The sequence below is a fragment of the Pseudomonas sp. 24 E 13 genome (genome assembly GCF_900004715.1).
GTDB lineage: Bacteria > Pseudomonadota > Gammaproteobacteria > Pseudomonadales > Pseudomonadaceae > Aquipseudomonas > Aquipseudomonas orientalis_A.
Genome location: NZ_CVTO01000136.1, coordinates 131,769 through 146,624, shown reverse-complemented (window position 1 = coordinate 146,624; position 14,856 = coordinate 131,769). Strand labels below are relative to the sequence as shown.

Sequence of the window (14,856 nt, the reverse complement as noted above, 5' to 3'; positions counted from 1 at the left end):
CTTCAATGGCAAAGGCCAAGCGCATGTACGGCTGCACCGAGTGCGGCGCGACCTTTCCCAAATGGGCGGGCCAGTGCGGCGAGTGCGGTGCGTGGAACACCCTGACTGAAACCATGATTGAAAGCGGTGGCGCCGCAGCGCCCACCGGCCGCGCCGGCTGGACCGGGCAACAAGCGCAGATCAAGACCCTGGCCGAAGTCAGCGTCGAAGAGATCCCGCGTTTCTCCACGGCCTCCGGCGAGCTGGACCGGGTATTGGGCGGTGGCCTGGTGGACGGCTCCGTGGTGCTGATCGGCGGTGACCCGGGTATCGGTAAATCCACGATCCTGCTGCAAACCCTGTGCAGCATCGCCAGCCGCATGCCGGCGCTGTACGTCACCGGGGAAGAGTCCCAGCAACAAGTGGCCATGCGCGCCCGTCGTCTGGGCCTGCCCCAGGACCAACTGCGGGTCATGACCGAAACCTGCATCGAAAGCATCATCGCCACGGCGCGCATCGAAAAGCCCAAGGTCATGGTGATCGACTCGATTCAGACGATTTTCACCGAGCAATTGCAATCGGCGCCCGGCGGCGTATCCCAGGTGCGTGAAAGCGCGGCGCTGTTGGTGCGCTATGCCAAGCAGAGCGGCACGGCGATCTTCCTGGTCGGCCACGTGACCAAGGAAGGCGCGCTGGCCGGGCCGCGAGTGCTGGAACACATGGTGGATACCGTGCTGTATTTCGAAGGTGAATCCGATGGCCGCCTGCGGTTGCTGCGGGCGGTGAAGAACCGTTTTGGCGCGGTGAACGAGTTGGGTGTATTTGCCATGACCGACCGCGGGCTGAAAGAAGTCTCCAATCCGTCGGCGATCTTTCTTACCCGCGCCCAGGAAGAAGTCCCAGGCAGCGTGGTGATGGCGACGTGGGAAGGCACCCGGCCGATGCTGGTGGAAGTCCAGGCGCTGGTGGATGACAGCCATCTGGCCAACCCGCGCCGGGTCACCCTCGGCCTGGACCAGAACCGCCTGGCCATGCTGTTGGCGGTATTGCACCGCCATGGCGGCATTCCGACTCACGATCAGGACGTCTTCCTCAACGTGGTGGGCGGGGTCAAGGTGCTGGAGACCGCGTCCGACCTGGCGTTGATGGCGGCGGTGATGTCCAGCTTGCGCAACCGGCCGTTGCCCCATGACTTGCTGGTGTTTGGCGAGGTGGGTTTGTCGGGCGAAGTGCGCCCGGTGCCCAGTGGCCAGGAGCGCTTGAAAGAGGCGGCCAAGCATGGCTTCAAGCGGGCGATCGTGCCCAAGGGCAATGCGCCGAAGGAAATGCCGCCAGGGTTGCAGGTGATTGGGGTCACGCGCCTGGAACAGGCGCTGGATGCGCTGTTCGAGTAATCACCAACACCGCAAAACCCATGTGGGAGGGGGCTTGCCCCCGATGACGGCAGGTCAGTCAATCTATCAGCGCCTGACACACTGCTATCGGGGGCAAGCCCCCTCCCACATTTTGACCTGTGTTGGATTCCAGGTTTCCAGCAATGCCGCCACCGCTGCGCCATCATCCAGCCTTTATTTCCGCTTTTTTTGCCTCGGCAAGGCTCTAGACCAAGGAAGGGGGTGGCCTTTAAGGCCAACAGCGCTAAACTCGGGCTGGCTGTCCTTTCTGTCCACCCTGGCTGGAATATAAAAATGAAAAATAATAATAGCCTGCTACGCCATCTACCCTGGCTGGTGCTGGCAATCGTAGGAGCATGCGCCCTCGGCGTAGTGGCCTTGCGCCGCGGCGAGGCGATCAACGCCTTGTGGATTGTGGTTGCTGCGGTGGCCATCTACCTGGTCGCGTACCGGTACTACAGCCTGTTCATCGCCAATAACGTGATGCAACTGGACCCACGGCGGGCAACTCCCGCAGTGGTCAACAACGACGGTCTGGACTACGTGCCGACCAACAAACACATTCTTTTCGGTCACCACTTTGCGGCGATTGCCGGCGCGGGGCCTCTGGTCGGCCCGGTATTGGCGGCGCAAATGGGTTACCTGCCCGGCACGCTCTGGCTGATTGCCGGTGTGGTGCTGGCCGGTGCGGTGCAGGATTTCATGATTCTGTTCCTGTCCACCCGGCGTAACGGCCGTTCCCTGGGCGACATGGTCCGCGAAGAAATGGGCCGCATTCCCGGGACCATTGCGCTGTTCGGCTGCTTCCTGATCATGATCATCATCCTCGCGGTGCTGGCGCTGATCGTGGTCAAGGCCCTGGCCGAAAGCCCGTGGGGCATCTTCACGGTGATGGCGACCATCCCGATCGCGATGTTCATGGGCATTTACATGCGCTACATCCGTCCGGGCCGCATTGGCGAGATTTCGATCATCGGCGTGCTGTTGCTGCTGGGTTCGATCTGGCTGGGCGGGCAGATCGCCGCTGACCCGGTGTGGGCCAAGGCCTTCACCTTTACCGGCATCCAGATCACCTGGATGCTGATCGGCTACGGTTTTGTTGCCGCAGTACTCCCGGTGTGGCTGATCCTGGCCCCGCGTGACTACCTGTCGACTTTCCTGAAAATCGGCACCATCATCGCGCTGGCGATTGGCATCCTGGTCACTATGCCTGACCTGAAAATGCCGGCGCTTACCCAGTTCATCGACGGTACCGGTCCGGTGTGGAAGGGCGGCCTGTTCCCGTTCCTGTTCATCACCATTGCCTGTGGCGCGGTCTCCGGTTTCCATGCGCTGATCTCCTCGGGCACCACGCCCAAGCTGCTGGCCAATGAAAGCCATGCGCGCTACATCGGTTACGGCGGCATGCTGATGGAGTCGTTCGTGGCCATCATGGCGATGGTTGCCGCGTCGGTGATCGAGCCTGGCGTGTACTTCGCCATGAACAGCCCGGCGGCGATTGTCGGCACCGACGTGGTAACCGTGGCGCAGACCGTCAGCAGCTGGGGCTTTGCAATCACCCCCGAGGCGCTGTCGGCCGTGGCCCATGACATCGGTGAAACCACCATCCTGGCCCGTGCCGGCGGTGCACCGACCCTGGCGGTCGGTATCGCGCAGATCCTGCACAGCGTACTGCCGGGTGAAAACACCATGGCGTTCTGGTACCACTTTGCGATCCTGTTCGAAGCGCTGTTCATCCTGACGGCAGTCGACGCCGGTACCCGTGCCGGTCGTTTCATGCTGCAGGACCTGCTCGGCTCCTTCGTGCCGTCGCTCAAGCGCACCGAATCCTGGACCGCCAACCTGATCGCCACCGCCGGTTGTGTGGCGATGTGGGGTTACCTGCTGTACCAGGGCGTGATCGACCCATTGGGCGGCATCAACACCTTGTGGCCGCTGTTCGGTATCTCCAACCAGATGCTGGCCGGGATCGCGCTGATGCTCGCCACGGTTGTGCTGATCAAAATGAAGCGTCAGCGCTACATTTGGGTGACCCTGGTGCCGGCCGTCTGGCTGTTGATCTGCACCACCACGGCGGGCTTTATCAAGCTGTTCGACGCCAACCCGGCAATCGGCTTCCTGTCGCTGGCGAAGAAATACAGCGATGCCCTGGCCAACGGTCAGATCCTGGCCCCGGCCAAGAGCATCGACCAGATGCAGCACGTGATCTACAACGCCTACACCAACGCAACGCTGACGGCGCTGTTCCTGTTCGTGGTGTTCAGCATCCTGTTCTATGCGCTCAAGGTCGGCATTGCCGCCTGGGGCAACAAAGAGCGTACGGATAAAGAAGCGCCGTTCCAGGCCGTACCGGACGCATAACCGAGGATTGCAACCATGTTCAATGACATCAGTCGCCTCGGTAAATACCTCGGTCAGGCCGCGCGCCTGATGGTCGGCATGCCCGACTACGACACGTACGTCGAGCATATGCAAACCAAGCACCCGGACAAGCCGATGATGGACTACAAGGCGTTCTTCCGCGAACGCCAGGAGGCCCGTTACGGCGGCAAGGGTGGGCCCAAGTGCTGCTGACCCTGCACTCGGGCCAGTAGTGATTCCATGTGGGAGGGGGCTTGCCCCCGATAGCGGTGTATCAGCGACACATCTGTGCCTGACACACCGCCATCGGGGGCAAGCCCCCTCCCACATTTGTTTTATGTTCCTTCAGATATAAGGAGAACTGTCTGTGTCCTCTCCCATTCCGGTCACCGTGCTCAGCGGCTTTCTCGGCGCCGGCAAGACCACCTTGCTGCGCCATCTACTCAAGGCCGAACACGGCTTGAAGATCGCCGTGATCGAAAACGAATTCAGTGATGCCGGCATCGATACCCAACTGTTGGGCGCAGAGCCGGTACACGTCATGACCCTCTCCAACGGCTGCGTGTGCTGCACCATCCATACCGACTTGACCAAGGCGCTGTACTTGCTGCTCGAGCGGCTGGACAGCGGCGAAATCGTCTTCGACCGCCTGGTGATCGAGTGCACCGGCCTGGCCGATCCCGCGCCGGTGGCCCAGACCTTTTTTATCGATGAGGAACTGCGCGAGCGCTATATCCTCGACGGCATCATCACCCTGGTGGACGCGGCCCACGCCGAGCAACACCTGACCCAGACCATCGCCCAGGCCCAGATCGGCTTTGCCGACCGCCTGCTGGTGAGCAAGCGCGACCTGGTGGACGAAGCCTCCTTCAACGCCCTCAGCGAACGCCTGACCCGCATCAATCGCCGCGCACCAATCCGGGTGGTGGAGCATGGCAAGATCGACCTGGCCGAGTTACTGGATGTGCGCGGCTTCAACCTCAACGCCGGCATGAGCCTGCGCCCGGTCAGCGCTGCGCCATCGGTCGACCGTATTTCCAGCCTGGTGCTGCGCACCGACCAGCCGCTGGATATCGACCGCCTCAGTGAGTTCATGAACGAACTGTTGGAAGACCATGGCAAGCAACTGCTGCGCTACAAGGGCGTGCTGAACATTGCCGGAGAGGATCGGCGCATGGTGTTCCAGGGCGTGCTGAAGCTCTACGGCTTCGACTGGGACACCGAGTGGGCCGAAGGTGAGACGCGGGAAAGTGTGATTGTGTTTATTGCCGATGAATTGCCGGAAGACAAGATTCGCCAAGGCTTTGCCAGGGTCTACCAACCCACCTGACTTGAAATGCAACCAAATGTGGGAGGGGGCTTGCCCCCGATAGCTGAGTGTCAGTCACCACAGGCAGCGACTGATAGATTGCCATCGGGGGCAAGCCCCCTCCCACATTTGACCGCATTTCAAATTGGAATAAAAAAGCCCGGCTCAAGAGCCGGGCTTTTCATTCAAGCAACTGCAATCAGGCGCCGTACACCGGCAGCTTCTTGCAGATGGCCTTGACCTTCTCACGTACCGCGTCGATCACGGCTTCGTTGTTCAGGTCCGCCAGGATGTCGCAGATCCAGCCGGCCAGTTCCTTGCACTCGGCTTCCTTGAAGCCACGGGTGGTCACAGCCGGGGTGCCGAAGCGCAGGCCGGAGGTGACGAACGGTGAACGTGGGTCGTTCGGCACGGAGTTCTTGTTCACGGTGATGAAGGCTTTGCCCAGGGCAGCGTCAGCATCTTTACCGGAAATGTCCTGCTTGATCAGCGACAGCAGGAACAGGTGGTTCTCGGTACCGCCGGACACCACGTCAAAACCGCGCTCGATGAACACGCCGGCCATGGCCTTGGCGTTCTTGACCACTTGTTGCTGGTAGGTCTTGAACTCAGGCTGCAGCGCTTCCTTGAAGCAGATCGCCTTGGCCGCGATCACGTGTTCCAGCGGGCCACCCTGGGCGCCCGGGAATACGGCGGAGTTGAGCTTCTTCTCGATCTCGGCATTGGCGCGCGCCAGGATCAGGCCGCCACGTGGACCGCGCAGGGTCTTGTGGGTAGTGGTGGTGACCACGTCGGCGTAAGGCACCGGGTTCGGGTAGACGCCCGCAGCGACCAGGCCTGCAACGTGCGCCATGTCCACGAACAGGTAGGCGCCAACCTTGTCGGCGATGGCGCGGAAGCGTGGGAAATCCAGGATCTGCGAGTAGGCAGAGAAACCGGCCACGATCATTTTTGGCTTGTGCTCGACCGCCAGGCGCTCGACTTCGTCGTAGTCGATCAGGCCGTTGGCATCGATACCGTATTGAACGGCGTTGTACAGCTTGCCGGAGGAGGACACGCTGGCGCCGTGGGTCAGGTGGCCGCCGTGGGCCAGGCTCATGCCCAGGATGGTATCGCCACCTTGCAGCAGGGCCAGGTACACCGCGCTGTTGGCCTGGGAACCGGCGTGGGGCTGGACGTTGGCGTAATCGGCGCCGAACAGCTCTTTGGCACGGTCGATGGCCAACTGCTCAACCACGTCGACGTATTCGCAACCGCCGTAGTAGCGCTTGCCCGGATAGCCTTCGGCGTACTTGTTGGTCAGCACCGAACCTTGAGCCTCCATCACCGCAGGGCTGGTGTAGTTTTCCGAAGCGATCAGCTCAATGTGCTCTTCCTGGCGCACGGCTTCTTGCTCCATGGCGGCGAAGAGATCGGCGTCGTACTTGGCAATAGTCAAATCACGGCTGAACATGGCGGTCCTCAAGGATCGGGGGCAGAAAAGGAGGGCATTCTAACCCAATGGGTTTTGGATGGCATATGAAAGGACATCATGTCGCGGACAAGTGGGGCTCATCTGGGTGTGGGTGGTGACTGTGCCGGCCTCATCGGGGGCAAGCCCCCTCCCACACTTGAATGTGTTCGCAGATCAAAATGTGGGAGGGGGCTTGCCCCCGATGAGGCCAGTGGCCTCACCACACATCTCAGTCAAACATGAACAGCGCATCATTGCTGAACTGCGCCTCGAACCGATTCGCCGGCATCGGCCGCCCGAACAGGTAGCCCTGCACTTCATCGCAGCCATGCTCGCGCAGGAAGTCCAACTGCTCGTGGGTTTCCACGCCCTCGGCGATCACCGCCAGGTTCAGGCTGTGGGCCATGGCGATGATGGCGCGGGCGATCTGCGCATCCTGCTCGCCGGAGGGCAGGCCGTCGACGAAGGTGCGGTCGATCTTCAGGACGTCGATGGGGAATTGCTTGAGGTAATTGAGCGATGAATAACCGGTGCCGAAGTCGTCGACCGCAATGCTCAGCCCCAGGTTTTTCAGGCTGGCGAGGATCTGCATGGCTTCGTTGACTTCGCGCATCAGGATACTTTCGGTCAGCTCCAGCTCCAGGCACGCCGGTGGCAGGCCGGTGTCCTTGAGGATGGTGGCGATGCGCGTGCCCAACTGCCCGTCGGAGAACTGTCGCGCCGAGATGTTGACCGAGACTTTCGGCACCCGCACTTTGTTCTGGTGCCAGGTCTTGAGCTGGCGACAGGCTTCGCTGATCACCCAGTCGCCCACATCCACCACCAGCCCCAGCTCTTCGAGCACCGGAATGAAATCCCCCGGCGGCACCAGGCCGCGGCGTGGATGGCGCCAGCGCAGCAGGGCTTCGGCGCCGGTCAGGCGTTTGCCGTCGCCGCTGAACTGCGGCTGGTAATAGAGCACGAATTCGTCCTGTTCCAGGGCGTGGCGCAGGTCGCTTTCCAGTTCCAGGCGTTCCAGGGCGCTGGCGTTCATGTCGGCCTGGTAGAACTGGAAGTTGTTCTTGCCGCGCTCCTTGGCGTGGTACATCGCCGTGTCGGCGTTTTTCATCAACTGGCTCAGCTCGTTACCGTCCTGGGGGCTCAAGGCGATGCCGATACTGGCGGTCACGAAGAATTCGCGGCCTTCGAGCACGAACGGCTTCACCAGGCTGGCCAGGATCTGCTCGGCCACGGTGATGGCACGGTTCAGCGCCATTTCGCGGTTGATACGCGGTTGCAGCAGCAGGGTGAACTCGTCGCCGCCCATCCGTGCCACGGTGTCGTCTTCGGCCACGCAACCGAGCAGGCGCGTGGCCATTTCCTTGAGCATACGGTCGCCGGCGGCATGGCCCAGGGAGTCGTTGATCGGCTTGAAGCGGTCGAGGTCGAGGAACATCAGCACCACCCACGATTTCTGCCGCTCGGCCGATTGCAACGCGGTGTGCAGGCGGTCCTGGAACAGCGTGCGGTTGGGCAGGTGGGTCAAGGCGTCGTAGTAGGCCAGGCGGTGGATGCGCTGTTCGCTGGCCTTGCGCTCGCTGATATCGCTGAAGAAACACACGTAGCTGGCCAGGTCGCCTTCATCATCGAACACGGCCGTGATACCGACCCAGGCCGGGTAGTGCTCGCCATTGCGGCGCTTGAGCCACACTTCACCTTCCCAGGTGCTGTGCTGGTGCAATTGCTTGAGCACGTAGCGCAGGTGGGCTTCCTGCTGTTCGTCGACGGTGAGCATGTTCGGCAACTGGTCGAGTACATCGCTGACGGCGTAACCGCTGACCCGGCTGAAGGCTTCGTTGGCCTGTACGATATAGCCGGCCGGGTCGGTGATCAGGATCGCCGAGGTGGAGTGTTCGAACACCGTGGCCGCCATGCGCAGGTCTTTTTCCGCGCGGCGTTGCTGGCTGATATCACGGCCGACGCCGAGGATGCCTTCAAACGCGCCATGTTCGTCCCACACCAGCACCACGCGCAGCTCGATCGGCACTTTGCGCCCATCGGCGCGCAGGCAGTCGAACAGGAACAGTTGGGTCTGCACCTCATCGCGCAGGCTGTTCAGCGCCTCGGGATTACCCACGGCACGGCTGACCTGTTCCATCAGGCCATACATGCCGGTGAGTTGCTGCGGGTTGGCAATGATCGACTGCCAGCCGTTCTTGAACACCCAGTCCACGTCGTACCCCAGCACGGCGTTGACCGATGGGCTGACGTAGTTGAGGGCCAGTCGGCTGTCGGTGGAGCAGATCACGTCACTGATGCTCTCGGCCAGCATGCGGTAGCGTTGTTCGCTGTCGCGCAGGGATTCGCTGGCCTCGATCTGGTCGGTGATGTCCTTGGCCACGCCGATGATCCGTGTGACCGCCGCCGAGGTGTCCGTGGCCAGGGCCTGTTCGCGAATGTCGAAGCGTCGCCACTGGTTGTTGCGGTGACGAAAGCGCAGCTGGCAGTGCAGTTGGGTCGTATAACCCACCTCGCGTTGCTGTTGACGCGCGTCCTGATAATGCTCGGCGTCTTCGGGGTGCAGCAGGATTTCCCAGAAGTACTCCCCCATTTTCTGCAGTTCGGCCTTGTTGTAGCCGAGGGTATGGCCCAAGTGATGGTTGCTGAAGATCATGCGCTGGCTGACCACGTCCTGCACATACAGGTGGTCGGGCACGGTGCGTACCACATCCGACCAGAAACTCTCGCGCTCGACCAGCGACAGCTCGATCAGCTTGCGGCTGGTGATATCGCTGATGCTGAGGATGACCGCCCTGATGTCATCCTGCTGTTCCGGCAGACGCATGACCAGCCACAGGTATTGTTCATTGCCCATCACATCGTTGAGCTGGATTTCCAGCTCCAATTGTTTTTGTCGGGTCAGTACGGCTTCCAGCACCTGGTGGCCGATCGAGGTGGCATTGTGCGGGCCATCGTCAATCAGGCGCTCCCAGGCCTGCTCGCAGGAGCTGACGCCCAACAGGCGCACCGCCATCTGGTTGATCTCGGTGACGCGCAACTCCTTGAGCAGTTTGCGTCGCTCGGCGGGGTTGGCCTGCATCCAGGCGTGCAATTGTTCGCTGTCCTGCACCTGGGTCTTGTCGCAGAACGCCTTCACCCCCGACAGATCGAGTACGCACAAGGCCACGCCGGTGCCTTCGAAAATATCCTGGTAACGTCGGCGGCCCTCATTCACCTGGCGCTGGCGCCGGCGCATGTTCAGCAGCACGATCACCGGGATCAGCGAAAAAGCCAGGCCCAGCAGGCATTTGCCGATAAAGGCCGGCAGCAGTTGTTCGAGCACCGCGCTGCGGTCGAACAGCCCGTGCAGTTGCCAGTCACTTTTGCTCAAGGGTGTGACCAGCACACTTTTATTCAACTCGTCCGGGGTCAACGCAGTGGCCCAGGGTGCTGGCATGCCGCTGTCGCGGCTGACCACGCGGTGGTTCAGGCGGTTCTCGATCGCCCACATCGGGCGCTGGCCCTGGGCATCCTGGCGCGTCAGGTTGGCCAGGTAAGTGGGCGTCAGGCGCAGTGCCCAGTACAGTTTCGAGCCACCGCTGGGCTGGTGCAGCAACAGATAGATGACGGTGCCGTCGCTGTCGTTGCTCAGGTAATAGGCTTGGGCGTGGCTGCGCTTGACCAGTTCTTCGAGCAGGGCGCTGTCCTGGCTGTCGCCGGCGGTGTCGCTGATCAGCGCGCCGCTGGGGGCGAGCAGGGCGAAGCTGCGCAACTCGGGAAATGAGCGCTGCAACGTGCGCATCAGGGCCTGTTGTTGTTCGGCGTTGCGCGGCGGCTCGACCATCGGCAGCAGATTCAAGGCGATCTGTGCGCTCAGGGCCATGTTCTGGCTGATCTGTTCGGCCAGGTCGGCGCTGTAGTCGATGGTGTATTGCTGCTGGTTCTTCTGGTTTTGCTGCAATTGGTCGAGCAGTTGCCAGAACAATAACGCGAGCAACACCAGCACAAGCGTCGCCAACGCGCCTTTAAAGGTGCCGTGCAGGGGCGCTCCTGGCGCTAGATGAGCGGCGCGCAAGGGCGTGGGCGGCGTGACTTTGGACAAGCTGTGATCCTGCGGTTGGCTGGACTGGCGCGCGACGTGCACTATAAGCCGGACGCCCGGAGGGCGGCTAGCATGCCTTGAGTTGTGGCAAAGTGCCAGTCCCGCCTGGCTGGACTGCCCCAGCGCATTCAGGTAGCTTTGCCGGTTACGCGGGGGCGTTCCAGCCCCAGATATTCAGGCTTTTTTTCGCTCGCCGGCATTGATGATAGTCAACGGCCCGCGCGGCGCATGGCCTGGCACGGGCTTCGTCCGCTTAATTCATCAGTCACTGACGCTAGGTTCACCATGGCTCAATACGTCTTCACCATGCATCGGCTGGGAAAAGTTGTTCCGCCGAAGCGGGAAATCCTGAAAAACATTTCGCTGTCCTTCTTCCCAGGCGCCAAGATCGGCGTGCTCGGCCTCAACGGTTCGGGTAAATCCACGCTGCTGAAAATCATGGCCGGCGTCGACACCGAGTTCGAAGGCGAAGCCCGCCCGATGCCGGAGCTGAACATCGGCTACCTGCCCCAGGAGCCGATCCTGGACCCGACCAAGACCGTGCGTGAAGTGGTCGAAGAGGCCGTCAGCGTGATCAAGGACGCCCAGGCGCGCCTGGACGAGGTCTACGCCGCCTACGCCGAGCCGGATGCCGACTTCGACAAGCTGGCCGCCGAACAGGCCAAGCTCGAAGCCATCCTGCAGGCCGGCGACGGTCATAACCTGGAGCGCCAGCTCGAAGTCGCCGCCGACGCCCTGCGCCTGCCGGCCTGGGACGCCAAGGTCGAGTTCCTGTCCGGTGGCGAGAAGCGCCGTGTGGCCCTGTGCCGCCTGCTGCTGTCGGCTCCCGACATGCTGCTGCTCGACGAACCGACCAACCACCTGGACGCCGATTCCGTCGCCTGGCTGGAGCATTTCCTGCACGATTTCCCGGGCACCGTGGTAGCGATCACGCACGACCGTTACTTCCTCGACAACGTCGCCGGCTGGATCCTCGAACTCGACCGTGGCGCCGGTATCCCTTACGAGGGCAACTACTCCGGTTGGCTGGAAGCCAAGTCCGACCGTCTGGCCGCCGAATCCAAGCAGCAATCGGCCCATGAAAAAGCCATGAAGGAAGAACTGGAGTGGGTGCGCAAAGGCGCCAAGGCCCGCCAGTCCAAATCCAAGGCCCGTCTGCAACGCTTTGAAGAAATGCAGTCGCAGGAATTCCAGAAGCGCAGCGAGACCAACGAGATCTACATCCCGGCCGGTCCGCGCCTGGGTGACAAGGTCATCGAGTTCAAGAACGTTTCCAAAGGCTACGGCGACCGCGTGCTGATCGATAACCTGTCGTTCTCCATGCCAAAAGGCGCGATCGTCGGCGTTATCGGCGGTAACGGTGCGGGTAAATCCACGCTGTTCCGCATGCTGATGGGCAAGGAAACCCCGGATTCGGGCAGCATCGAGATCGGCGAAACCGTGCAACTGGCCTGTGTGGACCAGAGCCGTGAAGACCTCGATGGCAGCAAGACGGTATTCCAGCAGATTTCCGACGGCTCCGACCAGATCCGTATCGGCAACTATGAAATCCCGGCGCGTACCTATGTGGGCCGCTTTAACTTCAAGGGCGGCGACCAGCAGAAGTTCGTCAAGGACCTGTCCGGTGGTGAGCGTGGCCGCTTGCACCTGGCCCTGACCTTGAAAGAGGGCGGCAACGTGTTGCTGCTCGACGAACCGTCCAACGACCTCGACGTTGAAACCCTGCGTTCCCTGGAAGAAGCCCTGCTGGACTTCCCGGGCGCCGCCATTGTGATCTCTCACGATCGGTGGTTCCTTGACCGCGTGGCGACTCACATCCTGGCTTACGAGGATGATTCGCAAGCGGTGTTCTTCGAAGGTAACTACACCGAGTACGAAGCGGACCGTAAAAAGCGCCTGGGCGAAGCCGCTGCCCAACCGCACCGGGTACGCCACAAGAAACTGGCCTGATTCGGCAACAGGCGCCGCTTCGGCGGCGCCTGTACGCAGCAGCTTGTAGAAAAATACCCCTCGCGCAGGGGTATTTTTTTGCCCGGATTATGCCCGCGGCGCCAGCGCCGGCCGGCCTTGCAGCATTTCACCGACCACCCCCATGAACGCATCGACCAGCAGCGAGCGTGATTGCGAGCGCGTGAGGATCAGCAGGTGCACCCAGGCTTCGGGGTCTGCCAATGGTCGGTAGACCACGCCTTGCCTGGCCAGCGTGCGGGTGCACTGGGGCACCAGCGAGACACCCTGGCCTGCCGCCACCAGGGCGATGATCGAGGTGATCTGGCGCCCCGCGGGGCCCGGGCGCAACGCCAGGCCGTGGCGTTGATACAGCTGCTCGATGGAACCGTTGAGGCCCGAACCGTAATCGCTGGGGAACAGAATCAACGGGAACTCACTGAGCTGGGCGAGGGTGACTTCGTCCTGGCCCGCTAATGGGTTGTCGCTGCAAAGCGCTGCGACCAGAGGTTCCTGCCCCAACGACAACACCTCGACGTCGGTTTGCCCGGGCTCCGGCAGCAGGCGGCTCATGCCGATGTCGATGCGACCGTCCAGCACGTGCGCATGCAGGCTGCCGGAAGCGCTCTCCACCAGGGTCAGTTGCACCTCGGGAAAACGCTGGGCGAAGGCTCGCAGGGTTTGGCTGAACAGCTCCGACAGCGCGATGGAGCTGGCATAGCCGACGACCAGTTGGCCGGTGGCGCCGGCGGCCAGCTTGGCGGCAATGTCCTGCGCGAGCCGGGCGTGCTCCAGCGCGGCGCGGGCATAGGGTAGAAAGTGCCGGCCCTGGGCGGTCAGGGTGACCGTGCGGCTGGTGCGGTCGAACAGACGAAAGCCGAGCTCGGTTTCCAGGGCCGAGATCTGCCGCGTCAGGGGCGGCTGGGCGAGGTGCAGGCGCTGCGCCGCGCGACCGAAGTGCAACTCTTCGGCGACCGTCAGGAAGTAACGTAACTTGCGTAAATCAAGCATTCTGTTTCCTGGGTATTGATCGGTCCGAATTCGGTATTGGTGTTCGCCACGCTGGGCATTCTATAAAGATCCTCGACAATAAGACGAGAGGTCCCATGAACCCGCGCTTGCATCACGCCCGCCTTGCCGTGTTTCTGTGTGGCTGTGCGGCGTTCCTCAATCTCTACGCGACCCAGAGCATCCTGCCTGTGTTTGCCCAAAGCTTCCAGGTGAGCGCCCGGCAGGCCGGGTGGAGCATTACCGTGACCACCCTGGCGGTGGCGCTGACTGCGCCGTTTGTCGGGCGCCTGACCGGACGTTTCGAGCAACGCACAGTGATTGTCGCGGCCGCCTTGCTGCTGGCGCTGCCGACGCTGCTGACGGCCTATGTGGACAGTTTTGCCGAGCTGCTGGTGTGGCGGTTTATCGAGGGTATGTTGATCCCGGTGGTGTTCGCCACCAGCGTGGCCTATATCGGCGACCGCTGGCGTGCAACGACCGTCACCGAGATCACCAGCCTGTACGTCGCGGGTACGGTGCTCGGCGGGTTTGCCGGGCGCTTTGTCTCCGGGGTCATGACCCAATATGTCGGCTGGCGCGAAGCCTTCGAGCTGTTGGCAGTGATCAGCCTGGCGGTGGGCCTGTTGATCCTGTCGCTGCTGCCGGCCAATCCAGTGGCACGTCCCAACCCTGCGGTCGTGGGCGCACGCGGGGTGCGCCGGCTTTTGCGCAAACCCCTGCTGGCGGCCTATGGCGTCGGTTTCTGCGTGCTGTTCTCACAAGTCGCCACCTTTACCTATGCCGGGCTGTATCTCAGCCAGGCGCCGTTCAACCTGGGCGCCGCCGCCTTGGGGACACTGTATGCCGTGTTCCTGCTGGCGCTGGTGGTGATTCCCATTGCCGGGCGCTTGAGCAAATCGCGACCGCAATCGCAGTTACTGAGTGCCGCCGTGGCCCTTGGGCTCTGCGGGTCGGCCCTGACCTTATTGCCGTCCCTGTGGCTGATCGTGCTGGGCCTTGCCCTGAGCTCGACCGGCGTATTCCTGGCCCAGGCCTGCGCCAATGCCTACATCGCCACCACGGCCGGGCAGGACAAATCCGGCGCCGTGGGCCTGTACCTGACCGGCTATTACCTGGGCGGCAGCGCCGGCGCCGTGGCCCCGGCGCTGCTCTGGGAGCAGTGGGGCTGGCCGGGCTGCGTGGCATTGATCGCAGGTTTTCAGGTGTTGTCGCTGGTGATCGCCCTGCTGGGCTGGAAACCGGTAAACACCCAGGCGCTGATCGCCGGCCAACGCGGCAAACCGGCCTGATGTTTCATCCAATAAAGGATTATGAGAGGTGA

Annotated in this window: 9 protein-coding genes; 6 read left to right on the top strand and 3 right to left on the bottom strand. The window is 62.2% G+C overall.

Annotated elements, in window-relative coordinates; all coding sequences use genetic code 11:
* The first annotated feature begins 5 nt into the window (after window positions 1-5).
* The 4 genes from radA to yjiA all read left to right on the top strand — a co-directional run bounded on the left by radA (window position 6) and on the right by yjiA (window position 5,064).
* Window positions 6-1,373, top strand: coding sequence for a DNA repair protein RadA (gene radA / locus BFP90_RS18055; RefSeq protein ID WP_032884669.1), 1,368 nt, complete (start codon window positions 6-8; stop codon window positions 1,371-1,373).
* A 294-nt stretch (window positions 1,374-1,667) separates the two neighbouring features.
* Window positions 1,668-3,734, top strand: a complete 2,067-nt coding sequence (locus tag BFP90_RS18050) for a carbon starvation CstA family protein (protein ID WP_065897629.1) — start codon at window positions 1,668-1,670, stop codon at window positions 3,732-3,734.
* A 15-nt stretch (window positions 3,735-3,749) separates the two neighbouring features.
* A complete protein-coding gene (locus BFP90_RS18045; protein WP_003176208.1) occupies window positions 3,750-3,947 on the top strand; it encodes a YbdD/YjiX family protein in 198 nt (65 codons plus the stop codon).
* A gap of 154 nt (window positions 3,948-4,101) precedes the next feature.
* A complete protein-coding gene (yjiA, locus tag BFP90_RS18040) occupies window positions 4,102-5,064 on the top strand; it encodes a GTPase (protein ID WP_065897628.1) in 963 nt (320 codons plus the stop codon).
* Window positions 5,065-5,242: 178 nt separating this feature from the next.
* Here yjiA and glyA read toward each other — a convergent pair whose 3' ends face one another.
* Both glyA and BFP90_RS18030 read right to left on the bottom strand, forming a co-directional pair.
* Window positions 5,243-6,496 (bottom strand): serine hydroxymethyltransferase, encoded by a 1,254-nt coding sequence (glyA, locus tag BFP90_RS18035; RefSeq protein ID WP_065895218.1) that lies wholly within the window; start codon window positions 6,494-6,496, stop codon window positions 5,243-5,245.
* Between the two features lie 229 nt (window positions 6,497-6,725).
* Complete coding sequence (locus BFP90_RS18030; RefSeq protein WP_065897650.1) at window positions 6,726-10,577, bottom strand: sensor domain-containing protein; 3,852 nt, start codon at window positions 10,575-10,577, stop codon at window positions 6,726-6,728.
* A gap of 285 nt (window positions 10,578-10,862) precedes the next feature.
* Here BFP90_RS18030 and ettA point away from each other — a divergent pair, with 285 nt between their 5' ends.
* Window positions 10,863-12,527: an energy-dependent translational throttle protein EttA gene (gene ettA, locus BFP90_RS18025; protein WP_065886915.1), complete on the top strand. Its 1,665-nt coding sequence runs from the start codon at window positions 10,863-10,865 to the stop codon at window positions 12,525-12,527.
* Between the two features lie 87 nt (window positions 12,528-12,614).
* Here ettA and BFP90_RS18020 read toward each other — a convergent pair whose 3' ends face one another.
* Window positions 12,615-13,535 (bottom strand): LysR family transcriptional regulator, encoded by a 921-nt coding sequence (locus tag BFP90_RS18020; RefSeq protein ID WP_065897627.1) that lies wholly within the window; start codon window positions 13,533-13,535, stop codon window positions 12,615-12,617.
* Between the two features lie 95 nt (window positions 13,536-13,630).
* Between BFP90_RS18020 and BFP90_RS18015 the strand changes: the two genes are divergently transcribed.
* Window positions 13,631-14,824 carry an MFS transporter gene (locus tag BFP90_RS18015; protein ID WP_065897626.1) on the top strand — a complete coding sequence of 398 codons (1,194 nt, stop codon included), beginning with the start codon at window positions 13,631-13,633 and terminating at the stop codon, window positions 14,822-14,824.
* The last annotated feature ends 32 nt before the right edge of the window (window positions 14,825-14,856 follow it).